This is a genomic window from Variovorax sp. TLI9-5A (assembly GCF_056867935.1).
This window is the reverse complement of sequence record NZ_CP200310.1, coordinates 4,210,048-4,233,061: the sequence shown is the minus strand read 5'-3', so window position 1 is coordinate 4,233,061 and position 23,014 is coordinate 4,210,048. Positions and strand designations below refer to the sequence as shown.

Genomic DNA, 23,014 nt, shown 5'->3' with positions numbered 1-23,014 from the left:
CATGGCAACCCATCTCGATCTCGAAGAACAGGAACAGCTCGACCAGCTCAAGCATTTCTGGAATACCTACGGCACCCTGATCACCTCGATCGTGCTGCTCGTTGCCGGCGCCTTCGTGGCCTGGAACGGCTGGCAATGGTATGGCCGCAACAAGGCAGCGCAGGCCTCGTCGCTCTACGACGAGATCGAGAAGACGGCGCAGGCGGGTGACCCGGCGCGCATCGCGCTCGTGCTCGACGACATGAAGAAGCGCTTCGCGGGCACCACCTATGCGCAGCAGGCCGGCCTGCTGGTCGCCAAGACGTTGTACGAGAAGGGCAACGCCGCGGGTTCTCGCGCCGAGCTCGAATGGGTGGCCCAGAACGCCATCGACCCCGGCTACAAGGCCGTTGCCCGCCTGAGGCTGGCGGCTGAACTGCTCGACGGCAAGTCCTACGACGACGCCCTCAAGCAGCTCGATGGCAGCGTGCCCAAGGAATTCGAGCCGCTGGTGGCCGACCGCAAGGGCGACATCTACCTGGCCCAGGGCAAGCGCGCAGAGGCTCAGACCGAATACCGCAAGGCCTGGACCGGCCTTGGTGCCACTTCCGACTACCGCCGCCTGGTGGAGATCAAGCTCAACGCGGTCGGCGTCGACCCCAAGAGCCTGGCTCCCGTGGTCACCGTCACTCCCGCAGCCCCCAAGACTCCCTGACCGCATCATGAATTTCAAGCGCCTCATGCCTGAATCGTCCGCCCTGCGTGCGGGATCAGCTCTCGTTTTGGTAGCGTTCCTTGCCGCCTGCTCGGGTTCGTCCAAGCCGAAGCCGGACGAGCTTCCCGCCAATCCGGCCCTGGTGGGCGTGCGCCAGGCCTGGACCGTGCGCATCCCCGAAGTGCAGTTCCCGCTGACCACCGACGTCAGCGGCGACACGATCACCGTGGCCGGCAGCGACGGCACGGTGGTTGCGATCGATGCGCGCGCAGGCCGTGAAGTCTGGCGCGCCAGCGCTGGTGCCCCGCTGGCGGCCGGCGTGGGTAGCGACGGATCGGTGGCGGCAGTCGTCACCACCGGCAACGAACTGGTCGCTCTCGAAAACGGCAAGGTGCTGTGGAAGCAGAAGCTCTCGGCCCAGGCCTTCACCGCGCCGCTGGTTGCTGGCCGCCGCGTGTTCGTGCAGACCGCCGACCGCAGCATCAGCGCCTGGGACGGCCAGAGCGGCCGCCGCTTGTGGATCCAGCAGCGCGCGGGCGAAAACCTCGTGCTGCGCAAGTCGGGCGTGCTCCTCGCCGTGGGCGACACGCTGGTGGCCGGCATCGGCGGCCGGCTGGTGGGCATCAACCCCGCCAACGGCACTTCGCGCTGGGAATCGCCCATTGCGGCGCCCCGCGGCACCAACGATGTGGAGCGCCTGGTCGACCTGACCGGCAGCGTGAGCCGATTCGGCGACACGATCTGCGCGCGCGCCTACTACGCCAGCGTCGGCTGCGTCGAGACCGTGCGCGGCTCGCTGGTCTGGAGCAAGCCTGCCTCGGGCGCCGACGGCGTCAGCGGCAACGAGAGCTTCGTCTATGGCACCGAGTCCGACGGCAGCGTCGTGGCCTGGCGCCGTGCCGACGGCGAGCGCGCCTGGCAGATGTCCCGCCTGAAGAATCGCGTGCTGACCTCGCCGCTGGCCGTGGGCCGCTCGCTCATCATCGGCGAGAACACCGGCACGCTTCATTTCGTGTCGCGTGAAGATGGTGCGCTGCTCAACCGCATCACACCGGACGGCTCGGCCATCACGGTTGCGCCGGTGCTGGCTGGCAACACGGTGATCGTGGTGACCGCCAAGGGTGGCGTGTTTGGCTATCGTCCCGAATAACGCTCTTCTTTTTTCTCACTTCTTCTCTTTCCAAGGCCCGACCATGAAAACCGCGCCCTCGAAAGGCCGGCCATGAAGCCGGTCGTGGCCCTGGTCGGGCGGCCGAATGTCGGCAAGTCGACCCTCTTCAACAGACTGACGCAGACGCGCGACGCCATCGTCGCCGACTTCGCGGGCCTCACGCGCGACCGCCACTACGGCAACGGCCGCCTGGGCAAGCGCGAGTTCATCGTCATCGACACAGGCGGCTTCGAGCCCGACGCGGGCAGCGGCATCTACAAGGAGATGGCCAAGCAGACGCGCCAGGCCGTGGCCGAGGCCGACGTCGTGATCTTCGTGGTCGATGCGCGCGAGGGAATTTCCGCGCAGGACCACGACATCGCCAACGAGTTGCGCCGCATCGGCAAGCCCTGCCTGCTGGTGGCCAACAAGGCCGAAGGCATGCACGACGGCACCAAGCTGGTGGACTTCTACGAACTGGGCCTGGGCGAGGTACATGGTGTGTCTGCTGCGCACGGGCAGGGCATGCGTGGCCTGATCGAGCTGGCGCTGGAGCCCCTGAATCTTCCCGATCCCGACGACGAGGAGGAAGAGGACGACGTCAACAAGCCGATCAAGCTGGCTGTGGCGGGGCGTCCCAACGTGGGCAAGTCGACGCTGATCAACACCTGGCTGGGCGAAGAGCGCCTGGTGGCCTTCGACATGCCGGGTACGACGCGCGATGCCATCTCCGTGCCCTTCGAGCGCAACGGCCAGCGCTTCGAGCTGATCGATACCGCCGGCCTGCGCCGCAAGGGCAGGGTGTTCGAGGCGATCGAGAAGTTCTCGGTGGTCAAGACGCTGCAGGCCATCGAGTCGGCCAACGTCGTGCTGCTGCTGCTCGATGCCACGCAGGGCGTGACCGACCAGGACGCGCACATCGCGGGCTACATCCTCGAGAGTGGCCGCGCCGTGGTGATCGCCATCAACAAGTGGGACGCGGTCGACAGCTACCAGCGCGAGCAGATCCAGCGGCAGATCGAAACTCGGCTGCCGTTCCTGAAGTTCGCGGCGCTGCATTTCATCTCGGCCATCAAGCGCCAGGGCCTGGGCCCGGTGTGGCAGGCCATCGCGCAGGCCCACAAGTCGGCCACGCGCAAGATGTCGACGCCGGTGCTTACACGGCTGTTGCTGGAGGCGGTGCAGTTCCAGGCGCCGAAACGCGGCGGCATGTTCCGTCCCAAGTTGCGCTATGCGCACCAAGGGGGGATGAATCCGCCGGTGATCGTGATCCACGGGAATTCGCTCGAACATGTGACCGATGCTTACAAGCGCTTCCTGGAGGGGCGCTTCCGCAAGGAATTCGATCTTGTGGGTACCCCCTTGCGCATCGAGTTCAAGAGCTCCCACAATCCTTTCGCCGACAAGGACGACTGAGCCGTATTTGGCGGCGGATGGCCGCCGATGAGTCCCGGCCAGGGTGGAAGTTCCGGTTTTTGAGAGACGTTATTTTTCAAAGGCTTTTGAGCGCGATTGCTGCGGCGCGGAAACCCTGTGTTAAGGTCTTCTCCTCCAACAACTACTCTTGAACACGGAGAATATCGTGAGCAATAAAGGGCAACTTCTACAAGACCCGTTTCTGAACACCTTGCGTCGCGAGCATGTGCCGGTCTCCATTTATTTGGTGAACGGCATCAAGCTGCAAGGCCAGATCGAGTCTTTTGACCAGTACGTCGTGTTGCTTCGCAACACGGTGACGCAAATGGTCTACAAGCACGCCATTTCCACCATCGTGCCAGGCCGTGCCGTCAACTTCTCGGCTACCGAGAACGACGACGCTGCAGCCTGATCGCGCGGAGCGCGGCGGCACCGCTGCCGCGCTTTTTCCCAATTTCTGATCCCGCTTGTCTGAACTGACTTCCCGCCAGGAAGGCGCCGCCGTTCTCGTCGGCGTCGATTTCGGGCTGCCCCATTTCGACAGCGAACTCGAGGAACTCGGCCTGCTCGCGCAGACCGCGGGCCTCACACCCGTCGCCCGCCTCGCGTGCAAGCGCAAGGCGCCCGATGCGGCATTGTTCGTTGGCAGCGGCAAGGCCGAAGAAATCAAGGAGCTGGCTGCCCTGTACAGGGCGAGCGAGGTCATCTTCGACCAGGCCCTGAGCCCCGCGCAGCAGCGCAACCTCGAGCGCCAGCTCGATGTCGCGGTCTACGACCGCACCTTCCTCATTCTCGAAATCTTCGCCCAGCGCGCGCGTTCGCACGAAGGCAAGCTGCAGGTCGAGCTCGCTCGCCTGCAGTATCTCAGCACGCGCCTGGTGCGTCGCTGGTCCCACCTCGAGCGCCAGACCGGTGGCGCGGGTGTGCGCGGCGGCCCGGGCGAAAAGCAGATCGAACTCGACCGCCGGATGATCAGCGAGTCGATCAAGCGCACGCGCGAGCGCCTCGCCAAGGTGCAGAAGCAGCGCGGCACGCAGCGCCGCCAACGTGAGCGTCGTGAGACCTTCAACATCTCGCTGGTGGGCTACACCAACGCGGGCAAGTCGTCGCTTTTCAATGCGCTGGTCAAGGCGCGCGCCTACGCGGCCGACCAGCTGTTCGCCACCCTCGACACCACCACGCGCCATCTCTACCTGGGCGATGCACGGCGGCAGGTGTCGATCTCCGACACGGTGGGTTTCATCCGCGACCTGCCGCACGGGTTGGTCGATGCCTTCAAGGCCACGCTGCAGGAGGCGGTCGATGCCGACCTGCTGCTGCACCTGGTCGACGCCTCCAACCCGCACTATCCCGAGCAGATGGCCGAGGTGCAGTCGGTGCTGCGCGAGATTGGCGCGGACACCGTGCCGCAGCTTCTGGTCTTCAACAAGCTCGATGCCCTTGAAAGCACGCAGCATCCGCTGCATCTGCAGGACGAGATGGAAATCGACGGCGTGCAGGTTCCCCGCATCTTCCTCAGCGCGAAGACCGGCGAGGGCGTGCCGCTGCTGCGTGCCGAACTCGCCCGGCAGTCGGGCTCCGCAGCCGATACGATGACCCCTGCGGCAGACGCTGAATTGCACGATGCCACCGATGGATTGGGCACAATCCCGCCACTGACAAGAGAACGAAGCGAATGAATTCAAAGCCAGCGCGGAGAGGGTTTCTGGGCATGTTCAACCTGAACGACGGCCGATGGGGGCGCGGCGACGAGCCGTCTTCCTCCAACGGCGACCGCCCGGCCGGCAACCGCCCCCCCGATGCCAATCCCCCCGGCGGCCCCACGCCCCCGCCCCAGGGCAACAACAGCAATGACAACCGTCCCCGTGGACAAGGCCCGAACCAAGGCCCGCCCGACCTTGATGAGCTCTGGCGCGACCTCAACCGCAAGCTCGGTGGTTTCTTCGGCGGCAAGGGCGGCGGCAATCGCCCGAACGGCGGTGGCAGCGGCGGCGGCAACGGTTACAAGCCCGACATGAAGAACGCCGGCTTCGGCATCGGCCTCGTGGCCGGCGTGGCGGTCCTGATCTGGCTCGGCACCGGCTTCTTCATCGTGAACGAAGGCCAGCAGGCCGTCATCACCCAGTTCGGCAGCTACAAGAGCACCGTGGGCGCGGGCTTCAACTGGCGCCTGCCGTACCCCATCCAGCGCCACGAAGTCGTGGTGACCACGCAGATCCGCTCAGCCGACGTGGGCCGCGACGCCATCGTGCGTTCCACGGGCCTGCGCGAGTCGGCCATGCTGACGGAAGACGAGAACATCGTCGAGATCAAGTTCGCCGTGCAGTACCGCCTGAGCGACCCGCGCGCCTGGCTCTACGAGAGCAAGGCGCCCGCCGACACCGTCGTGCAGGTGGCCGAGACCTCCGTGCGCGAAGTGGTGGGCAAGATGAAGATGGACGCCGCGCTCGCCGAAGAGCGCGACCAGATCGCGCCGCGCGTTCGCGCGCTGATGCAGACCATCCTCGACCGCTACAAGATCGGCGTCGAAGTCGTCGGCATCAACCTGCAGCAGGGCGGCGTGCGTCCGCCCGAGCAGGTGCAGGCCGCCTTCGACGACGTGCTCAAGGCCGGCCAGGAGCGTGAGCGCACCAAGAACGATGCGCAGGCCTACGCCAACAACGTGGTGCCTCTGGCCACCGGTACGGCTTCGCGCCTGAAGGAAGAGTCCGAGGCCTACAAGGCGCGGATCGTGGCGCAGGCACAGGGTGATGCAGGGCGCTTCAGCTCGGTGCTGTCGGAGTACCAGAAAGCCCCGCAGGTGACGCGCGATCGCATGTACACCGACGCGATGCAGCAGATCTACTCCAGCACCACCAAGGTGCTGGTCGACAGCAAGCAGGGTTCGAACCTGCTGTACCTGCCGCTCGACAAGCTCATGCAGCTCAGCGGCAGCGGCAACACGACCACGCCGGTCGACGCGGCCAGCCCCAGCGTCGCCGGCACCGCGCCGGCACAGTCCTCGGTCATCCCGGTGGCTCCCGCCACGAACGACGTGCGTGGCCGCGACGGCCGCTCGCGTGACCGCGACGTGCGTTGAGAAAGGCCCGGAAGAACATGAACAGAATCGGATTCATCGCTACCTCGATCCTCGTGCTGCTCGTGCTGGCAAGCTCGACCCTCTTCGTGGTCGACCAGCGCCAGTTCGGCGTGGTCTACGCACTCGGCCAGATCAAGCAGGTCATCACCGAGCCCGGCCTCAACTTCAAGCTGCCGCCCCCGTTCCAGAACGTGTCGTACATCGACAAGCGCCTTCTGACGCTCTCCAGCGTAGACACCGAACCCATGCTTACCGCCGAGAAGCAGCGCGTGGTGATCGACTGGTACGTGCGCTGGCGTATCAGCGACCCGCAGGCCTATATCCGCAACGTCGGCCTCGACGAGAACGCGGGCGCCATGCAGCTCAACCGCGTGGTGCGCAACGCCTTCCAGGAAAACATCAACAAGCGCACAGTGCGCGACCTGATCTCGGTGCGCCGCGAGGCCCTGATGGCCGACGTGCAGCGCGAGGTGCTGTCGGTGGTGAAGGGCGCCAAGCCCTGGGGCGTGGACGTGGTGGACGTGCGCATCACCCGCGTCGACTACGTGGAAGCCATCACCGAGTCGGTCTATCGCCGCATGGAGGCCGAGCGCAAGCGCGTGGCCAACGAGCTGCGTTCCACCGGTACGGCCGAGGGCGAGAAGATCCGCGCCGACGCCGACCGCCAGCGCGAAGTGATCGTGGCGAACGCCTACCGCGATGCCCAGAAGATCAAGGGCGAGGGCGATGCCCAGGCCGCCGCCACCTACAGCGAGGCATTCGGGCGCGACCCGCAGTTCGCCCAGTTCTACCGAAGCCTCGAGGCCTACAAGCAGAGCTTCAACAAGAAGAGCGACGTGATGGTGCTCGATCCGTCGTCGGACTTCTTCCGCGCCATGCACGGCTCGGGCTCGACCACCAACGCACCTCGCCGTTGATGACTTCCGGCTGCAGCCGTCTTCTGGAGCCGTGAGCGCCGACACTTTCTGGAGCGCGCTGGCGCTCGTCCTGGTGATCGAGGGCATCCTGCCTTTCGTGTCGCCGGGAGGGTGGCGGCGCGGCTTCGGGCAGCTCATGCAGCTGCGCGATGGCCAGCTTCGCTTCTTCGGGCTCTGCAGCATCCTCCTGGGTCTGGTTCTGCTCTGGATCCTGGCCTAGGCCGGCCTGCCGATTGACGCCCGCGCGGGACCGGGAGCCCGGTGCCGGTAGAATCCCGTTTTAACCACGCCCCCGATCCCCATGTCCGCCTGGGTCCTCCCGGATCACATTGCCGATGTGCTGCCCTCCGAGGCGCGCCACATCGAAGAACTTCGACGCCAGCTGCTCGATACCGCCCGTGGCTATGGCTACGAGCTGGTGATGCCGCCGCTGCTCGAGCACCTGGAGTCGCTGCTTTCGGGCACCGGCGAGGCGCTCGACCTCCAGACCTTCAAGCTCGTCGACCAGCTTTCCGGCCGCAGCATGGGCCTTCGTGCCGACACCACCCCCCAGGTGGCGCGCATCGATGCCCACCTGCTGAACCGCGACGGCGTGGCCCGCCTGTGCTACTGCGGCCCGGTGCTCCATACCCGCCCCGACCGGCCGCATGCCACCCGTGAGCCGCTGCAGTTCGGTGCCGAGATCTACGGCCACGCCGGCCTCGAGGCCGACACCGAAACCCTGCTGCTGGCGCTCGACTGCCTCGACGCCGCCGGCCTGCGCGAGGGCGTGATCGTCGACCTGGCGGATGCCCGCATCGTGCGTGCCCTGTTCGCCGGCGTGCCGGTCGAAGGCGCCACCCTGGCCCTGGTGCACGCCGCGCTGGCCGCCAAGGATGCCAGCGAACTCGAATCGCTCACCAAGAGCTTCCCCGCCGCCTCGCGCGACGGCCTGCGCGCGCTGATCCAGCTCTACGGCGACGAAGCGGTGCTCGACGAGGCCGCCAAGGCCCTGAAGGGCACGCCCGCCGTTGCCGCTGCGCTGGCCGACCTGAAGCAACTCGCCGCTGGCTTGCAAGGCGTGGCGGGGCGCCAGATCAGCTTCGACCTGGCCGACCTGCGCGGCTATGCGTACTACAGCGGCATGCGCTTCGGCATCTACGTGCCCGGCGCGGCCGATTCGCTGGTGCGCGGCGGCCGCTACGACGAGGTGGGCGCCGTGTTCGGCCGCAACCGCCCGGCCGTCGGCTTCAGCCTCGACGTGCGTGAACTGGTCGGCGTGCTGCCGGCCCGTCCGCTGCGTGCCGCCATCCGCGCACCATGGAGCGATGCGGCCGGCCTGCGTCAGGCCATTGCCCAATTGCGCAAGTCCGGTGAAACGGTAGTCTGCGTGCTGCCGGGCCATGGCAGCGAAATCGATGAATTCCACTGCGACCGCGAGCTCGTCGAGCAAGCCGGCCAGTGGAGTGTCCGAGCGATCTGATTTTTTGAAGTAATGGAACGAGCATGAGCGTAACCACCGGAAGAAACGTGGTCGTCGTCGGCACCCAGTGGGGCGACGAGGGCAAAGGCAAGCTGGTCGACTGGCTGACGGAAAGCGCCCAGGGCGTGGTCCGCTTCCAGGGCGGCCACAACGCGGGCCACACGCTGGTCATCAACGGGGTGAAAACCGCGTTGCACCTGATCCCGAGCGGCATCATGCGGCCCGGCGTCAAGTGCTACATCGGCAACGGCGTGGTGCTGTCGGCCGCCAAGCTCTTCGAGGAAATCGAGGGGCTGGAGAAGGCCGGCGTCGAAGTCCGTTCGCGCCTGCGCATCAGCGAGGCCTGCCCGCTGATCCTGCCGTTCCACGCCGCGCTGGACATCGCGCGCGAGGCCTACCGCGAAAAGGGCGGCATCGAGAAGATCGGCACCACCGGCCGCGGCATCGGCCCGGCCTACGAGGACAAGATCGCCCGCCGCGCACTGCGCGTGCAGGACCTGAAGCACCCCGAGCGCTTCGCCGCCAAGCTGCGCGTGCTGCTCGAGCTGCACAACCACGTGCTGACCCAGGTGCTGGGCGCGCCCGCCATCGACTTCGACGAAGTCTTCAACGAGGCGATGAAGCACGCCGAGCTGCTCAAGCCCATGATGGCCGACGTTTCGCGCGAGCTGAACGACGCCAACCGCGACGGCGCCAACCTGCTGTTCGAAGGCGCGCAGGGCACGCTGCTGGACGTGGACCACGGCACCTACCCGTACGTCACCTCCAGCAACTGCGTGGCCGGCAATGCCGCCGCCGGTTCGGGCGTGGGCCCGGGCATGCTGCACTACATCCTGGGCATTACCAAGGCCTACTGCACGCGCGTGGGCGGCGGTCCGTTCCCCACCGAACTCGACTGGGCCACGCCCGGCACGCCCGGCTATCACATGAGCACCGTGGGCGCCGAAAAGGGCGTGACCACCGGCCGCAGCCGCCGCTGCGGCTGGTTCGACGCCGCGCTGCTCAAGCGCTCGGCGCAGGTCAACGGCCTGTCGGGCCTGTGCATCACCAAGCTCGACGTGCTGGACGGCCTCGAAAAGCTCGAGCTGTGCACCGGCTACGAGCTCGACGGCGAAACCACCGACATCCTTCCCATGGGCGCTGACGAGATCGAGCGCTGCACGCCGATCTACGAGACCCTTGAAGGCTGGAGCGAAAGCACGGTCGGCGTCACGCAGTACGACAAGCTGCCGATCAACGCGCGGCTGTACCTGCAGCGCATCGAGCAGGTCACGGGCGTGCCGATCCACATGGTGTCGACCAGTCCCGATCGCGACCACACGATCATGATGCGCCACCCCTACCTGGCCGACTGAAAACAGAGGAAAAGAAGAACCATGTTGACCGAAGACGGCAAGCATCTCTACGTCAGCTACGACGAGTACCACAACCTGATCGAGAAGCTCGCGATCAAGGTGCACCAGTCGGGCTGGCAGTTCGACACCATCCTGTGCCTGGCGCGCGGCGGCATGCGCCCGGGCGACGTGCTCTCGCGCATCTTCGACAAGCCGCTGGCGATCATGTCGACCAGCTCGTACCGCGCCGACGCCGGCACGGTGCAGGGCCATCTCGACATCGCCCGCTACATCACCACGCCCAAAGGCGAGATCGCCGGCAAGGTGCTGCTGGTGGACGACCTGGCCGACTCGGGCCATACGCTGCACGCGGTGATGGACATGCTGCGCAACAACTATCCACCCATCACCGAGCTGCGCAGCGCCGTGATCTGGACCAAGGCGCTGTCCACCTTCACGCCCGACTACCAGGTGGAATTCCTGGCCACCAACCCGTGGATCCATCAGCCCTTCGAAGGCTACGACTCCATGGGCGCCGAGAAGCTGCTCGAGAAGTGGTCGGTCTGATCTGAACAGACCGCCGGCGCCGGCCTACTGCCCGGCGTCGGTGAGCATCGCGGTGTAGCGCCGCTGCATTTCCTCCGGCGTCAGCTTCTCGATGCTGTGCCCCACGTTCCAGCGATGGCCGAAGGGGTCGCGAAAGACGCCTGAGCGTTCCCCGTAGAACTGATCCTGCGGTGCCATGTCGAGCGTGGCGCCGGCCTCGACGGCGCGCGCCACCACGGCATCGGCGTCGTCCACATGCAGGTGCAGCGTGACGGCCGTGCCGCCCAGCGTCTTCGCGCTGTGGATGTTGAACTCGGCGAACTCGTCCGAAATCATCAGGATCGCGCCGTTGTGGAAGTCCAGCTCCGCATGGCCGATGCGCCCGCTGGGCTCGGTCAGGCGAAAGATCTCCTTCACCTCGAAGACCTTGCAATAGAACTCGATGGCTGCGCCGGCATCGTGGACGCAGAGGTACGGAAACAGTTCGTGGATGGCCATGGCCTGGTTGTCCCTTCGGGTTGTGATGGGCGCGATTCTGGTGCTCGCCGCTCGCGTCGTCTTGAACAAATTTGACCTGCTCCGCGGCACCCGGCCCGGCGCTCAGATACGCACATGCCTCGAAGAAGCCGGCGCCGCTCGCCGGTAGGCCTGCGGCGACATGCCGGCAACGGCCTGGAAGTCGCGGTTGAAATGCGCCTGATCGCTGTAGCCGGCCTCCAGCGCCAGCTCGACCCAGGGGCGGTCAGGCTGGATGGCGAACTGCCCGAGCACATGATCGAAGCGCAGCATGCGCGCGTACTGCTTGGGCGCCAGGCCGGTCATGCCGCGAAAGAGCGCGATGAAGCGTCGGTGGCTGTAGCCGCTTTGCTTGACGAGCTGGCCGATGGCGCCGGCCTGTCCGTCGTCGTCGTTGACACTCGCGCCGGACATGCGGGCCAATGCCTGCGCCACCGCGGGGTGCAGTCCGCGCATCGAAGACGAGGCAAGGCGCGCTTCGAGGAGCGCAACGACGATGGCGAGCTGCCGCTGCAGCGAATCGGTGCCGTGCAGTTGTTCGAGCGCGAAGTTCGCGTCCGTGCCCCAGAGCGCTTCTAGCGGCGTGTGCCGCTCGGCCAGGGCGTCTTCGGGCGCGCCGAACAAGGCCCGGGCCGCTCCCGGCTGCAGCATGACGCCGACCGAGCGCGTCGTCACCGACACGTCGCGCACGAAGAAGGCCGAGCGGGTTCCTCCCACCATCGCGTAGCCCACCGTGAACCCCTGTGCATCGGCATCGTCGCGGAAGAGGCGCAACGACGGCCCCGAGAGCCTGAAGACCAGGTGCATGCCGCCCGTGGGCAGAACATGCTCGCGCGCGCCCGGCTGCTCATCAGGAGTGCCTTCAGGCGACGAAGCCCACATCAGCCGCACGAAGGGCCGCAGGTGGGGAGGGGCAAGGCGCGTCAGCTGCACTGTCTCGGGCTTCTTCCATGGAACGGGGACGACATGGGACTCCGGCCGGTCCGCGCATTGTGCGATGGAACGTCCGCAGGAAAAGCCCCCGAGGGCCCCCGGGGCGGGTCGCGCTAGCATGCACCCATGAGCAAGCCTTCCACGACCCTGATCCACCACCCCTACGTTCCGCCCGCCACCTTCGCCGCGCCGCAGCCCGGCGTGTTCAAGGCATCCACCGTGTTCTTCGCCGACGTCGCCGCGATGCGCGCGCGCGACTGGCGCACCAAGGCCGGCTACACCTACGGCCTGCACGGCACGCCCACCACCTTCACGCTGGAAGAGCGCCTGGCCACGCTCGAAGGCGGCACCGAATGCCTGCTCGTGCCCAGCGGTCTGGCGGCGATCTCGCTGGTCTCGTTCGCCTTCCTGAAGACCGGCGACGAGGTGCTGATTCCCGACAACGCCTACGGCCCGAACAAGGCGCTGGCCACCGGCGAACTGGCGAACTTCGGCATCACGCACCGCATGTACGACGCGATGAATCCGGCCGACCTTGCGGCCAAGCTCTCGGAGCGCACGCGGCTGGTGTGGGTGGAGGCGGCGGGCTCGGTGACCATGGAGTTTCCCGACCTGCCCGCGCTCGTCAACATCTGCCGCGCGCGCGGCGTGATGACCGTGCTCGACAACACCTGGGGCGCGGGCCTGGCTTTCGCGCCCTTCGATTTCAACGGAAGCGGGCAGGGCGTCGACATCTCGGTGCACGCCCTCACCAAGTACCCCAGCGGCGGCGGCGATGTGCTCATGGGCAGCGTGACCACGCGCGACGAGCGCCTGCACCGCGCACTCAAGCTCACGCACATGCGCATGGGCTTCGGCATCGGCGTGGGTGACGTCGAGACGCTGCTGCGCTCGCTGCCCAGCATCGCGCTGCGCTATGCGGCGCACGACCGCGCGGCGCGCGAACTGGCCGGCTGGCTCAACGGCTGCGAAGAGATCGCACAGGTGCTGCACCCCGCGCTGGAAGATTCGCCCGGCCACGCCCACTGGCGCGCGCTGTGCGGCGAAACCAACCTGGCCGCCGGCCTGTTCTCGGTGGTGTTCGACGAGCGCTACAGCACCGAGCAGGTCGACCGCTTCTGCGACAGCCTGCAGCTCTTCCGGCTCGGCTACTCGTGGGGTGGGCCGATCAGCCTCGTGGTGCCCTACGACATCGGCCTGATGCGCGACGCCAGCGTGGCGCGCTGGCCTTACAAGGGCACGCTCGTGCGTTTTTCCATCGGCCTCGAAGACGTGGAAGACCTGCGCGCCGACCTTCAGCAGGCGCTGGCGCGGATGTAAGAAATCGCATCCTTTCGCCCGCACCTGTCGCCTCGGGCGCGTCATGGGGTACCTCCTTGAGACTGCACCGTTATCGCTTACAGTAGGCCACGGCAGTCAGCCCGACTGCCTTGCCTCAAGGAGAAGCAGTGGCAACACCCAATTACGGCTACGAAAAGCGACAGAAGGAGCTGGCCAAGAAGAAGAAGAAGGAAGAGAAGCTTCGCGAGAAGGCAAACCGCAAGCTCAATCCGAGCAGCGACGGGCTGGCTCCCGGAGATCCTGAAACCGACGTGGCTTCGCTCGAGCACGATCCACCCACGGTGCCGGAGTTGCCCACCAAGAACGGCTGATCCGCTTTCGGGCTTGCCAATCCATCAAGAAAAGCCGCCGCGGGCTGATGCCCGCGGCGGCTTTTTTCATTGCTTGGGCAGGAGCTTGCGCAGCTCGGCCCAGACGTTGTCCAGCAGCTGGGGCTGCGCGGCCGCCGTCGGGTGGATGCGGTCGGCCTGGAACAGCGAGAGCGCGTCCGGCGCATCCGCCACGCCCTTGAGCAGGAAGGGCACGAGCGCCGACTTGGTCGCGCCGGCCACCTTGGAGAACACCGCCTCGAAGCGCCGCGTGTAGTCGCCGCCATAGTTGGGCGGCACCTGGATGCCGACGATCAGCACCTTCGCGCCCGCGGCCTGCGCGGCCTTGGTGATCTGCATAAGGTTGCTTTCGGTGTCCGCGAGAGGCAGGCCGCGCAGCGCGTCGTTGGCGCCGAGTTCGAGCACCACCAGGCTGGGCTTGTGCTGGGCGAGCAGCGGCGCGAAGCGGGCGCGTCCGCCGGAGCTGGTGTCGCCGCTGATGCTGGCGTTGACCACGGTGGCGGCGATCTTCTGCTGCGCAAGCCTTTTTTCGAGCAAGGGTACCCAGCCTTCGCCGCGCTTGAGGCCGTACTCTGCGCTCAGCGAATCGCCGAGCACCAGGATCACCGGCTTGCCCGAAGCCGGAGCCTGGGCTTGCGCCGCGGTCGCCCAAATTGCCGATATCCCCGCGCTGCCGAGCGCGGTGGTGGTCAAGATAAAGTCACGTCGATTCAAAACCAGAGCCTTTCCATGTCCCAACCCCCGTCTGATGCCATTGTCGCCGTCGAGCATGTGTTCAAGTCCGTCACCGATTCGACCGGCACGCTGGACATTCTGCAGGACATCGATTTCACCCTCGGCGCGCGGGAAACCGCCGCCATCGTCGGCGCCTCGGGTTCCGGAAAGAGCACGCTGCTGTCGATCATCGCGGGGCTGGATACGCCGACGCGCGGTACGGTGAGGCTCGCGGGGCAGGACATCTTCGCCATCGACGAGGACGAGCGCGCCGCCGTTCGCGCACAGCGCGTGGGTTTCGTGTTCCAGAGCTTCCAGTTGCTGGGCAACCTGAGCGCGCTGGAGAACGTGATGCTCCCGCTGGAGCTGGCCAACCGCAAGGACGCACGCAAGGCTGCCACCGAAATGCTCGGCCGCGTCGGCCTCGGCCAGCGGCTGGGCCACTATCCGAAGGTGCTTTCGGGCGGCGAGCAGCAGCGCGTTGCGCTGGCCCGCGCCTTCGTCGTGCAGCCCGCGCTGCTGCTGGCCGACGAGCCCACCGGCAGCCTCGACTTCGCCACCGGCGAGCAGGTCATGCAGCTGATGTTCGACCTCAACCGCGAGCTCGGCACCACGCTCGTGCTCGTCACCCATGACCGTGGCATCGCGGCGCGTTGCGAACGACGCATCACCATCGAGGCCGGACGTGTCGCGCTTAATGAAAAAGTGGCTCTGGCGCCCGCCTGACAAGAGCAATAAGCTACCAAATGAATAGCAAGCCACATTCGAGGAGATGTTCATGGAGGAACTTCCGCCCGACGCCGTCCTGGCGCTTCAGCGGGGAAGGGTGATCGAGGCCATCAAGATCGTGCGCCACCGCACGGGCATGGACCTCAAGTCGGCCAAGGAAGCCGTCGATCGTTTCGCCGATCGGCAGGATGCGGGAGACGACGACAGCGACAACGGCGCGGGCGGGCGCTGCGTACCGGCAGCGGCAAGGCAGGATCGCGGCTTCGCATCGATGCCCTCCACCGCGCTCACGGCGCTGGCGCAAGGCAACAAGATCGAGGCCATACGCCTTACGCGCGAGGCCACCGGGCTGAGCCTGGCGGCTGCCAAGCGGCTGGTCGACAACCATGACGACCCCACCCTGGGCGGCTTCGGCCCCCTGACCCGGCATATGCCCCGCCGCCCGATGGACGCGCCGGGCCGCGTGCACGGCGCCGGCTACAAGTGGCTGCCGGCGCTCACCATCCTGCTGGCGGCGGTCCTGGTCTGGCTGCTGTTCGGGCAGAAGGCGTAAGCCAGGAAAAGACAAGACAAGGCAAAACAAAGAAAACCGATGATCGTTCCCCAGTTCTGGGCCGAAGGCCGCATCCAGGAGCGCGTGGCCGGCAAGCAGATCACCGTGCGCCGCTACGGCTGGTCCGACGAGAGCCCCGTGGCCGCGCAGGCGCATGCCGACCAGCGCACCCGCGACGCTTTCGATCGCATCGCCCACAAGGGCGAAAAGCTCGAGCGCCGCGAGCGCAAGCTGGCCTACAACGGTGCCGAGGGCGTGCCGATCCGCGAGGAGATCGTCGAACGGCACGGCGACACCGTCGTCACCCGCAACACCTACGGCGCGCGCTGCCTCAACACGCCCGACGTGCTGTTCGTCGACATCGACTTCGAGGAGCCCCTGCGCGGCAGCGTGTTCGGCTTCGCGCTGGTGCCGGCGCTGATCGCGGGCGTGGTCGGAGGCTGGGCCGCCAGAACCTGGCTGGGCGGGCTGGTCGCGGGCATCGTGGTGTTCGTCGTGGCCTGGGTCATCGGCCAGCGCAAGAAGCGCGGCGAGCACAGCGGTAACCCCGCGCCCGAGAAGCGGGCCGCGGAGCGCATCGCGCGCTTCATGCAGCAGCATCCCGACTGGAACCTGCGCATCTACCGCACGCCGGCCGGCTTCCGCCTGCTGGCGATGCACGACGTGTTCAACCCCTCCGATACGGCCGTGGCCGATTGCTTCCATGCGCTGGGCGTCGACAAGGTCTACGCGCGCATGTGCCGCAACCAGAACTGTTTTCGCGCCCGCGTGAGCGCCAAGCCTTGGCGCGTCGGCATCGGCGACCACATGCGGCCCCGTCCAGGCGTGTGGCCCGTGTCGCCCGACAAGCTGCCCGCGCGCGACGCCTGGATCGCCCGCTACGAAAAGGCCGCCGAGGGCCACGCCGCCTGCCAGTACCTGGAGAGCGTGGGCAACGCCGCGAAGGTGCATCCGAGCGCACTGGCGGTGCAGGAGCTGCACGACGAGCGCACCCGTGCGCTCAGCGGCCTGCCGCTGGCCTGAGCACGGGGCGGGGGCGGCCCCGAGGGGGCAGGGATAATCCACGGATGTCTTCCCCCAAAGTGATCTTCGGCTTCCATGCCGTGGGCGTGCGCCTCAAGACCGCGCCGAAGTCGGTGCTCGAAGTGCTGTTCGACGCCAGCCGGCGCGATGCGCGCATGAAACAGTTCCTCGCCCGCGCGCAGGAAAGCGGCGTACGGCTCATCGAGGCTGACGGCGCGCGGCTTTCCAAGCTCAGCGGCAGCCACGGCCACCAGGGCGTGGCGGCGCGGGTCGAGCCCGTGGCCCAGGTCCGCTCCCTCGACGAACTGCTCGAAGGCCTCGAAGAGGCCGGCACCGTGCCGCTGCTGCTGGTGCTCGACGGCGTGACCGACCCGCACAACCTTGGCGCCTGCCTGCGCGTGGCCGACGGTGCCGGCGCGCACGCGGTTATCGCGCCCAAGGACCATGCGGCCGGCATCAACGCCACCGTCGCCAAGGTGGCGAGCGGTGCGGCCGAGACGGTGCCGTACTTCATGGTCACCAACCTCGCGCGCACGCTGAACGAGCTCAAGGAGCGCAACATCTGGTGCGTGGGCACCAGCGACGACGCGCCCGGCACCATCTACCAGAGCGACTTCAAGCGTCCGCTGGCGCTGGTGCTGGGCGCCGAGGGCGAGGGCATGCGCCAGCTCACGCGCAAGACCTGCGACGAACTGGTGAGTATCCCGATGGCCGGCGCGGTCGAGAGCCTGAACGTCTCGGTGGCCAGCGGCGTGTGCCTCTACGAGGCAATGCGGCAGCGCGGCGGCTAGACCTTCGGCAGCGATCCACCCTTGCGGTGGAAGTAGACGAGTTCCGCGACCCGCCGCATCTGCGGCGTGCCCAGCAGGCGGTTGAACATCCAGTCGTTCTGGAAGTGGTCGAAGGCCCAGCGCAGCGCGCGCTTGAGCCTGAAGCCCGGGTAGCCGCGGACGAACCAGATGGCCGGGTCGCCCACTTCGCCGCGAATGAAGCGTGCCACCGCCTCGCCCGCGCGCTGGCCGTGCAGCAGGGCGGTGTGGATGCCGCCTGCGGTCACCGGCGACACCATGCCCGCCGCGTCACCCACCAGCAGCGCCCGTTCGCGCGCAACCACCGGCAGCACGCCGCCGCAGGGGATCATCCCCGCGCGCACCGCGACCGGCGGCGCATCGCCGGGCGTGACTACCGGGGCGATCTTGCGCAGCAGCGGATCGAGCTTCAGCGCGCCCGCATCGCCGTGCCCCACGCGGCGCGCCAGCCCGATCTGGCTCACGCCCACGCCTTCGAGCGCCCAGCCGATGTAGCCGGGCGCCAGCTTGCGATCGATGAAGCAATGCAGCAGGTCGGGCGCCATCTTCGCGCCCTGGTATTCGTGCTCCACGCCGTAGAGAAAGCGCGTGTTGCGCGACAGGCCCAGCGCCTTGGCGACGCGCGAGTGCGGGCCGTCGGCGCCGACGAGATACGTGGCCGTGATGCAGGGGCCGTGCGTCAGCGGCACTTCCCAGCGGCCGTTGAGCCACAGCGCCTGCTCGAACAGCGTGCCGAGTTGCACGTCGACGCCGCAGGCCCGGGCCGAGTCCACCATCCAGTCGAGCAGGGCGGGCGCATCGGTGGCCCAGAACCAGTAGCCCGGCGCGTGCAGGTCGACGTGGTGCATGTCGGGGGCATAGAGTCGCACGCCCTCGATGCGTCGCACCAGCGCGGGCGGCACCTCGGCCAGCCAGGGCACGCTGTCGACCGCGTCCTTGACGATGATGCCGGTGGTGTGCAGCTTGGCGCCGGCGGCGGCCTTCTTCTCCAGCACCATCACGCTGAGGCCCGCGAGCGCCGCAGCACGGGCGCAGGCGAGGCCCGCGAAGCTCGCGCCGACGACGAGCAGGTCGACCTTGATGTTGCCCATGCCGCTGCCGGCCGAAGGGGCCGGAGCGGGGGCCGTCGAGGAGGCGGAGGGGAGAAGCGGGGAGAAGAAGCTTGGTGATGTATGCATGGGGCCGCTGACTTGAAGCAATGCGCACCGCGTGCCGCGATGCGCGCTGCGAAGTTAGCGACCCTCTGTGCGGGCGGCGTGAAGCCCGCGTGAACTCAGGAGGGGTCCTTGCCGCGCGTTCGGCCCACCGCACTGAAGATGCCGATGCCCAGCAGGATCACCGCGCCGATGCCGATGTAGAGCGTGGGCACGCCGGCCACCGAGGCGCCCCATGCGACGCCGGCCAGGAAAATCAGGAAACCGATCATGTAGAGCGCGAATGACATCGTCGTTCCTCCGGAAGTCTGGATGCCTTGCAGTATTCAGGGCGAGGCTGCCCGCAGCACCGGCAAGCGCCGGATGTGCATGTGGGAGCGTGCCTACCTCGTGGGTACGACGTTCCCTTGCTCGTGCGGCCTACTCAGGGCTTGTCACCAGCAGATAGCGGCAGGCGCCGCGCCCCAGCGCCTTGAAGACCAGCGGCCGGTCCACGCCGAAGTCCAGGCAGTCGCCCGGCGCGAGCTCGAAGCGCTCGTCGCCGTAGTCCACCCGCAGTTCGCCTTCGAGCATCCACAGGCACTGCCGGTACGGCTTGCCGCTCCAACGCGGGTAGTCGACCTGCGCCGAGCGCGGCAGTTCGATCTCGACCATCTCGACGCCGTTGCCCGCCTGGCGCTCGGCTACCTGTCGCCGCAGGTAGCCGGCCTGAGGGTCGCGCCACACCTCCTGCTCGGCGCGCGTGCGCAGCCGCTTCGGCTGCCCCTTCTCCTCGGTAAGCAGCTGCGCCAGCGGCACGCCCAGCCCGGCGGCCAGCTTGCCCAGCAGCACGGCGGTGGGGCTGCTCTGGGCGCGCTCCACCTTGGAAATCATGGCCTTGCTCACGCCCGAGCGTTCGGCCAGGTCCGCGAGGCTCAGCCCCTGCGACTGGCGCAGGGCCAGCAGCCGGGTGGCAATGAGCAGGTCGATGTTCTGGCCGGAAACGTCGGCAGGGGATGGATCAGGAGATGAATCGTTTCTCATATGAGATTATTATTCTCCTATATTGAACGAAATTTCAACGCGACCCGAACGAGGACCGCACCATGCGTCTCATCTCCTGCACCGAAGAAGCCCACTCCGCCGCGATCCTGGCCATCCTCAACGAGGCCATCGTCACCTCCACCGCGCTGTACGACTACAAGCCGCGCACGCCCGAGAACATGCTCACGTGGTTCGCCGCCAAGCGCGCCAACGGCTTCCCGGTGATCGGGGCCGAGGACGAGAGCGGCAAGCTGCTGGGCTTCGCGAGCTACGGCAGCTTCCGCGCCTTTCCCGCCTACAAGTACACGGTGGAGCACTCGGTCTACGTCGACAGCACCCAGCGCGGCAAGGGCCTGGGCCGCACGCTGATGGAAGCAATCATTGCCGAGGCGGTGGCGCGCGACGTGCATGTGATGGTCGGCGCCATCGACGCCGCCAACGCGGGCAGCATCGCGCTGCACGAGCGCCTGGGCTTCGAGCACTCGGGCACGGTGCGTCAGGCGGGTTTCAAGTTCGGGCGCTGGCTCGACGTGGCCTTCTACCAGCGCATCCTGTCGACGCCGCTGAACCCCGTCGACGGCTAGTTCAGCGCGAAGAAGCGCATCACCACCTCGGCCGGATGGCGCACGCCGGCTCCGGTGAACATGCGCTCGTTGATCCACTTCAGCGAAGCCGAGGCAGTCTCGAAGCGCGGACTGCAGCGGAAGTACACCTGCGACGGGTCGACCGGCTCGCCGCGCAGCAGCCTGGCCATCACCTCGGGCGAGGCACTGCGCATTGCGCTGTTGTGCACGTAGACCAGGTCGCCCGCATCGGTCTCCAGGCCGTAGCGCGCGTCGAGCTCCGAGAGCGTGTCGCTCACGATCAGCTGGAAGTCGCTGCCGCCCGGCAGCACGCGTGCCCGCCAGCCGTGGCCGATGGCTTCGCCGCCGGTGATCGGCACCACGCGGCGCAATCCGCGCGGGCTGTTGCCCAGCACTTGCGGCGTGCCCACCTCGATGCGCAGGTCGGCGAAGTGCTCCAGCGTGGGCGCGGCGATGGTGTCGAAGAGGCTCATCAGGCGGCGGGCGCTGCGTTTTCGGCGCTGGCGCGGTCGAGCATCTCGATGGTGCCCGCGTCCAGCTTCAGCTGCGTCGCGACGACCAACTCCTCCAGCTGGCCGATGGACGTGGCGCTGGCGATCGGCGCCGTCACGCCCGGGCGCGCGATCTGCCATGCGATGGCGACCTGGCCCGGCTTGGCGTTGTACTGCTGGGCCACCTTGTCGAGCGCGTCGAGGATGCGCAGGCCGCGCTCGTTGAGGTATTTCTTGGTGGTGTTGGCGCCGCGCGCACTCTTGGTCGCATCTGCCTCGGTGCGGTATTTGCCCGTGAGAAAGCCGGCGGCCAGCGCGTAGAAGTTGATCACGCCCACCTCGCGCTTGATGCACAGCGGCTCCAACGCGTCCTCGAACACGGCGCGGTCGTACAGGTTGTACAGCGGCTGCAGACTCTCGTAGCGGGCGATGCCCAGGCGCTCCGACACGTCGAGCGCCTCGGCCAGGCGCGGCGCGGTGTAGTTCGACGCGCCGATGGCGCGCACCTTGCCTTCCTTGATCAGCTTGTCGAAGGCGCCGAGCGTTTCTTCCAGCGGCGTGTTGGCGTCGTCGTCGTGCGACTGGTAGAGATCGATGTAGTCCGTCTGCAGGCGCTTCAGCGAAGCCTCCACGGCCTCACGGATGTACTTGGGCGCGAGGCCCACCTTGCCTTCGCCCATCGGCTTGCCGACCTTGGTAGCCAGCACTACGCGGTTGCGCTTGCCACTTTGCTTGAGCCACTTGCCGATGATGGTCTCGGACTCGCCGCCGGTGTGGCCCGGCACCCAGGCCGAATACACGTCCGCGGTGTCGACGAAGTTGAAGCCGGCGTCCAGCCAGGCATCGAGCAGCTTGAAGGAGGCTGCCTCGTCGACGGTCCAGCCGAACACGTTGCCGCCGAAGGCGAGCGGGGAAACCTGGAGGCCGGATCGGCCGAGCGGACGAAGTTGCGACATGGCGATGTGTTCCTGATAAAGGGAGGGAAGAACGGTCAGACGAAGCCCACGGCGCCCAGCACCGCGCCGGCGCCGAGCAGCCAGAGTAGGTGGATGCGCGTGCGCCAGACGATAAGCGCGGCGGCGCCGGTCAGCAGCCACAGGTGCCATGCGGGCGCATCGCCGGCATGGTTTCCTGCCGCCAGCACCCAGCCGGTGGCGATCAGCAGGCCCACCACCACGGGTGCCATGCCTTGCTTGAAGGCGCGAACCTCGCGGCGCGTGCGGTTGCGGTGGCCCCAGCGGGTCGCGAAGTAGGTGAGGGTGGTGCTCGGCAGCATGATGCCCAGCATCGTGACCAGCAGTCCGAAGAGGCCGAGCACCCAGGCATGCGGCCCTGCACCGATGCCGCCGCCCGCGTTGAGCCCCACGTTCCAGCCCATCAGCGCCACGAACAGCACGTTGGGCCCGGGAGCCGCCTGCGCGATGGCGACCGAGGAACTGAACTGCGCATCGCTGAGCCATCCGTGCTGCGTGACGAGGTAGCGGTGCATGTCGGGCACCGTGGTGATGGCGCCGCTGATCGACAGCAGCGACAGCAGCATGTACTGCCCGAGGAGGGCCAGCCAGTCGTGCCATTGCATCGCGATGGTCATGGGGCGATCCTCTTCCAGGTCCAGATGCAGGCCACACCGCCGACCACCAGCAGCACCCAGCCCAGGGGAATCTTCAGCACCGCGATGGCCACGAAGACCACCGCCATGAAGACCAGGCAGGTCGCGAAGCCCAGCGGGTGCTTGCGCAGCTGCGGCACCAGCTTGATGCCGGTGGCGGCGATCAGCCCGCCCGACACCGCTCCCATGCCCCGCAGCGCGGCCGCCACCTGCGGGTTGCCTGCGTAGTGCGCGTACAGCACGGCCAGCGCGAGGATCACGACCAGCGGAATGGTCAGCATGCCCGCCACCGCCGCCAGCGCGCCGCGCAGGCCGAAGTAGCGGTCGCCGATCATCAGCGCGAGGTTGATCACGTTGGGCCCCGGCATCACCTGCGCGACGGCCCAGTCCTCGAGGAACTGCTCCGGCGTGAGCCATTTCTTCTTCTCGACCATCTCGCGCTGGACGATGGCGAGAACTCCGCCGAAGCCCTGCAGCGCGAGCCAGGTGAACGAAACAAAAAGGTCGCGCGGCGACTGCGGGTGGGCTGCGGGGGGAGACGGTTGCATGTCGAGCGATTATCGTAGGCGGGCATTCGATTTGCCGGGCGCCGCTGCGACAGCGCGGCA

Annotated in this window: 28 protein-coding genes; 18 read left to right on the top strand and 10 right to left on the bottom strand. The window is 67.4% G+C overall.

Annotated elements, in window-relative coordinates; all coding sequences use genetic code 11:
* Window position 1 precedes the first annotated feature (1 nt).
* The 11 genes from AC1VNX_RS20075 to AC1VNX_RS20025 all read left to right on the top strand — a co-directional run bounded on the left by AC1VNX_RS20075 (window position 2) and on the right by AC1VNX_RS20025 (window position 10,619).
* A complete protein-coding gene (locus tag AC1VNX_RS20075) occupies window positions 2-694 on the top strand; it encodes a YfgM family protein (RefSeq protein WP_483158730.1) in 693 nt (230 codons plus the stop codon).
* Window positions 695-701: 7 nt separating this feature from the next.
* Entirely contained in the window at window positions 702-1,844 is a 1,143-nt protein-coding gene (gene bamB, locus AC1VNX_RS20070; RefSeq protein WP_483158728.1) for an outer membrane protein assembly factor BamB, read from the top strand.
* A 72-nt stretch (window positions 1,845-1,916) separates the two neighbouring features.
* Window positions 1,917-3,260 (top strand): ribosome biogenesis GTPase Der, encoded by a 1,344-nt coding sequence (gene der, locus AC1VNX_RS20065; protein WP_483158726.1) that lies wholly within the window; start codon window positions 1,917-1,919, stop codon window positions 3,258-3,260.
* A 166-nt stretch (window positions 3,261-3,426) separates the two neighbouring features.
* Complete coding sequence (gene hfq, locus AC1VNX_RS20060; RefSeq protein WP_093201554.1) at window positions 3,427-3,672, top strand: RNA chaperone Hfq; 246 nt, start codon at window positions 3,427-3,429, stop codon at window positions 3,670-3,672.
* 55 nt (window positions 3,673-3,727) lie between these two features.
* Entirely contained in the window at window positions 3,728-4,939 is a 1,212-nt protein-coding gene (hflX, locus tag AC1VNX_RS20055; protein ID WP_483158723.1) for a GTPase HflX, read from the top strand.
* 32 nt (window positions 4,940-4,971) lie between these two features.
* Window positions 4,972-6,339, top strand: a complete 1,368-nt coding sequence (gene hflK / locus AC1VNX_RS20050; protein ID WP_483158721.1) for an FtsH protease activity modulator HflK — start codon at window positions 4,972-4,974, stop codon at window positions 6,337-6,339.
* A 17-nt stretch (window positions 6,340-6,356) separates the two neighbouring features.
* Window positions 6,357-7,256 (top strand): protease modulator HflC, encoded by a 900-nt coding sequence (gene hflC, locus AC1VNX_RS20045; protein ID WP_483158719.1) that lies wholly within the window; start codon window positions 6,357-6,359, stop codon window positions 7,254-7,256.
* 31 nt (window positions 7,257-7,287) lie between these two features.
* Window positions 7,288-7,476, top strand: coding sequence for a DUF2065 domain-containing protein (locus tag AC1VNX_RS20040; RefSeq protein WP_019653109.1), 189 nt, complete (start codon window positions 7,288-7,290; stop codon window positions 7,474-7,476).
* A gap of 81 nt (window positions 7,477-7,557) precedes the next feature.
* Complete coding sequence (locus tag AC1VNX_RS20035) at window positions 7,558-8,718, top strand: ATP phosphoribosyltransferase regulatory subunit (protein WP_483158716.1); 1,161 nt, start codon at window positions 7,558-7,560, stop codon at window positions 8,716-8,718.
* A gap of 23 nt (window positions 8,719-8,741) precedes the next feature.
* Entirely contained in the window at window positions 8,742-10,073 is a 1,332-nt protein-coding gene (locus AC1VNX_RS20030; RefSeq protein ID WP_093201541.1) for an adenylosuccinate synthase, read from the top strand.
* A gap of 21 nt (window positions 10,074-10,094) precedes the next feature.
* Complete coding sequence (locus AC1VNX_RS20025) at window positions 10,095-10,619, top strand: phosphoribosyltransferase (RefSeq protein WP_093201538.1); 525 nt, start codon at window positions 10,095-10,097, stop codon at window positions 10,617-10,619.
* A gap of 24 nt (window positions 10,620-10,643) precedes the next feature.
* Here AC1VNX_RS20025 and AC1VNX_RS20020 read toward each other — a convergent pair whose 3' ends face one another.
* Window positions 10,644-11,096: a VOC family protein gene (locus AC1VNX_RS20020; RefSeq protein WP_301510712.1), complete on the bottom strand. Its 453-nt coding sequence runs from the start codon at window positions 11,094-11,096 to the stop codon at window positions 10,644-10,646.
* Between the two features lie 102 nt (window positions 11,097-11,198).
* A complete protein-coding gene (locus tag AC1VNX_RS20015; protein WP_483158713.1) occupies window positions 11,199-12,047 on the bottom strand; it encodes a helix-turn-helix domain-containing protein in 849 nt (282 codons plus the stop codon).
* A 126-nt stretch (window positions 12,048-12,173) separates the two neighbouring features.
* Here AC1VNX_RS20015 and AC1VNX_RS20010 point away from each other — a divergent pair, with 126 nt between their 5' ends.
* Both AC1VNX_RS20010 and AC1VNX_RS20005 read left to right on the top strand, forming a co-directional pair.
* A complete protein-coding gene (locus AC1VNX_RS20010) occupies window positions 12,174-13,367 on the top strand; it encodes a PLP-dependent transferase (RefSeq protein ID WP_483158711.1) in 1,194 nt (397 codons plus the stop codon).
* Between the two features lie 128 nt (window positions 13,368-13,495).
* Window positions 13,496-13,699 (top strand): hypothetical protein, encoded by a 204-nt coding sequence (locus tag AC1VNX_RS20005; protein WP_483158709.1) that lies wholly within the window; start codon window positions 13,496-13,498, stop codon window positions 13,697-13,699.
* 66 nt (window positions 13,700-13,765) lie between these two features.
* Here AC1VNX_RS20005 and AC1VNX_RS20000 read toward each other — a convergent pair whose 3' ends face one another.
* Entirely contained in the window at window positions 13,766-14,410 is a 645-nt protein-coding gene (locus AC1VNX_RS20000; protein WP_483158707.1) for an arylesterase, read from the bottom strand.
* Between the two features lie 36 nt (window positions 14,411-14,446).
* Between AC1VNX_RS20000 and AC1VNX_RS19995 the strand changes: the two genes are divergently transcribed.
* Genes AC1VNX_RS19995 through rlmB form a run of 4 tightly spaced genes read left to right on the top strand, consistent with a single transcriptional unit; the run spans window position 14,447 to window position 17,527 of the window.
* Window positions 14,447-15,157: an ABC transporter ATP-binding protein gene (locus AC1VNX_RS19995; protein ID WP_301510706.1), complete on the top strand. Its 711-nt coding sequence runs from the start codon at window positions 14,447-14,449 to the stop codon at window positions 15,155-15,157.
* A gap of 52 nt (window positions 15,158-15,209) precedes the next feature.
* Window positions 15,210-15,713 carry a hypothetical protein gene (locus tag AC1VNX_RS19990; RefSeq protein WP_483158705.1) on the top strand — a complete coding sequence of 168 codons (504 nt, stop codon included), beginning with the start codon at window positions 15,210-15,212 and terminating at the stop codon, window positions 15,711-15,713.
* Between the two features lie 39 nt (window positions 15,714-15,752).
* A complete protein-coding gene (locus AC1VNX_RS19985) occupies window positions 15,753-16,736 on the top strand; it encodes a hypothetical protein (protein WP_483158704.1) in 984 nt (327 codons plus the stop codon).
* A gap of 44 nt (window positions 16,737-16,780) precedes the next feature.
* The gene (gene rlmB / locus AC1VNX_RS19980) at window positions 16,781-17,527 is read left to right on the top strand and encodes a 23S rRNA (guanosine(2251)-2'-O)-methyltransferase RlmB (protein WP_483158702.1); all 747 of its coding nucleotides are present in this window, start codon (window positions 16,781-16,783) and stop codon (window positions 17,525-17,527) included.
* Here the strand turns inward: rlmB and AC1VNX_RS19975 are convergent.
* The 3 genes from AC1VNX_RS19975 to AC1VNX_RS19965 all read right to left on the bottom strand — a co-directional run bounded on the left by AC1VNX_RS19975 (window position 17,524) and on the right by AC1VNX_RS19965 (window position 19,722).
* Window positions 17,524-18,636: an NAD(P)/FAD-dependent oxidoreductase gene (locus AC1VNX_RS19975; protein ID WP_483158700.1), complete on the bottom strand. Its 1,113-nt coding sequence runs from the start codon at window positions 18,634-18,636 to the stop codon at window positions 17,524-17,526. The two genes, rlmB and AC1VNX_RS19975, sit on opposite strands and share 4 nt — an antisense overlap.
* A 182-nt stretch (window positions 18,637-18,818) precedes the next feature.
* Window positions 18,819-18,989 carry a hypothetical protein gene (locus tag AC1VNX_RS19970; protein WP_019653095.1) on the bottom strand — a complete coding sequence of 57 codons (171 nt, stop codon included), beginning with the start codon at window positions 18,987-18,989 and terminating at the stop codon, window positions 18,819-18,821.
* Window positions 18,990-19,119: 130 nt separating this feature from the next.
* On the bottom strand, window positions 19,120-19,722 hold the full coding sequence (locus tag AC1VNX_RS19965; RefSeq protein ID WP_483158697.1) for a helix-turn-helix domain-containing protein: 603 nt from the start codon (window positions 19,720-19,722) through the stop codon (window positions 19,120-19,122).
* Between the two features lie 62 nt (window positions 19,723-19,784).
* On the opposite strand from AC1VNX_RS19965, the gene AC1VNX_RS19960 reads away from it, so the two are divergent.
* On the top strand, window positions 19,785-20,306 hold the full coding sequence (locus tag AC1VNX_RS19960) for a GNAT family N-acetyltransferase (RefSeq protein WP_483158695.1): 522 nt from the start codon (window positions 19,785-19,787) through the stop codon (window positions 20,304-20,306).
* Here the strand turns inward: AC1VNX_RS19960 and AC1VNX_RS19955 are convergent.
* Genes AC1VNX_RS19955 through AC1VNX_RS19940 form a run of 4 tightly spaced genes read right to left on the bottom strand, consistent with a single transcriptional unit; the run spans window position 20,303 to window position 22,954 of the window.
* Complete coding sequence (locus tag AC1VNX_RS19955) at window positions 20,303-20,779, bottom strand: DUF3237 domain-containing protein (RefSeq protein ID WP_483158693.1); 477 nt, start codon at window positions 20,777-20,779, stop codon at window positions 20,303-20,305. The two genes, AC1VNX_RS19960 and AC1VNX_RS19955, sit on opposite strands and share 4 nt — an antisense overlap.
* Window positions 20,779-21,753: an aldo/keto reductase gene (locus tag AC1VNX_RS19950; protein ID WP_483158691.1), complete on the bottom strand. Its 975-nt coding sequence runs from the start codon at window positions 21,751-21,753 to the stop codon at window positions 20,779-20,781. The genes AC1VNX_RS19955 and AC1VNX_RS19950 overlap by 1 nt, the downstream gene beginning before the upstream one ends.
* Before the next feature lie 35 nt (window positions 21,754-21,788).
* On the bottom strand, window positions 21,789-22,388 hold the full coding sequence (locus tag AC1VNX_RS19945) for a chromate transporter (protein WP_483158689.1): 600 nt from the start codon (window positions 22,386-22,388) through the stop codon (window positions 21,789-21,791).
* The gene (locus AC1VNX_RS19940; RefSeq protein WP_483158686.1) at window positions 22,385-22,954 is read right to left on the bottom strand and encodes a chromate transporter; all 570 of its coding nucleotides are present in this window, start codon (window positions 22,952-22,954) and stop codon (window positions 22,385-22,387) included. The genes AC1VNX_RS19945 and AC1VNX_RS19940 overlap by 4 nt, the downstream gene beginning before the upstream one ends.
* Window positions 22,955-23,014: the final 60 nt, after the last annotated feature.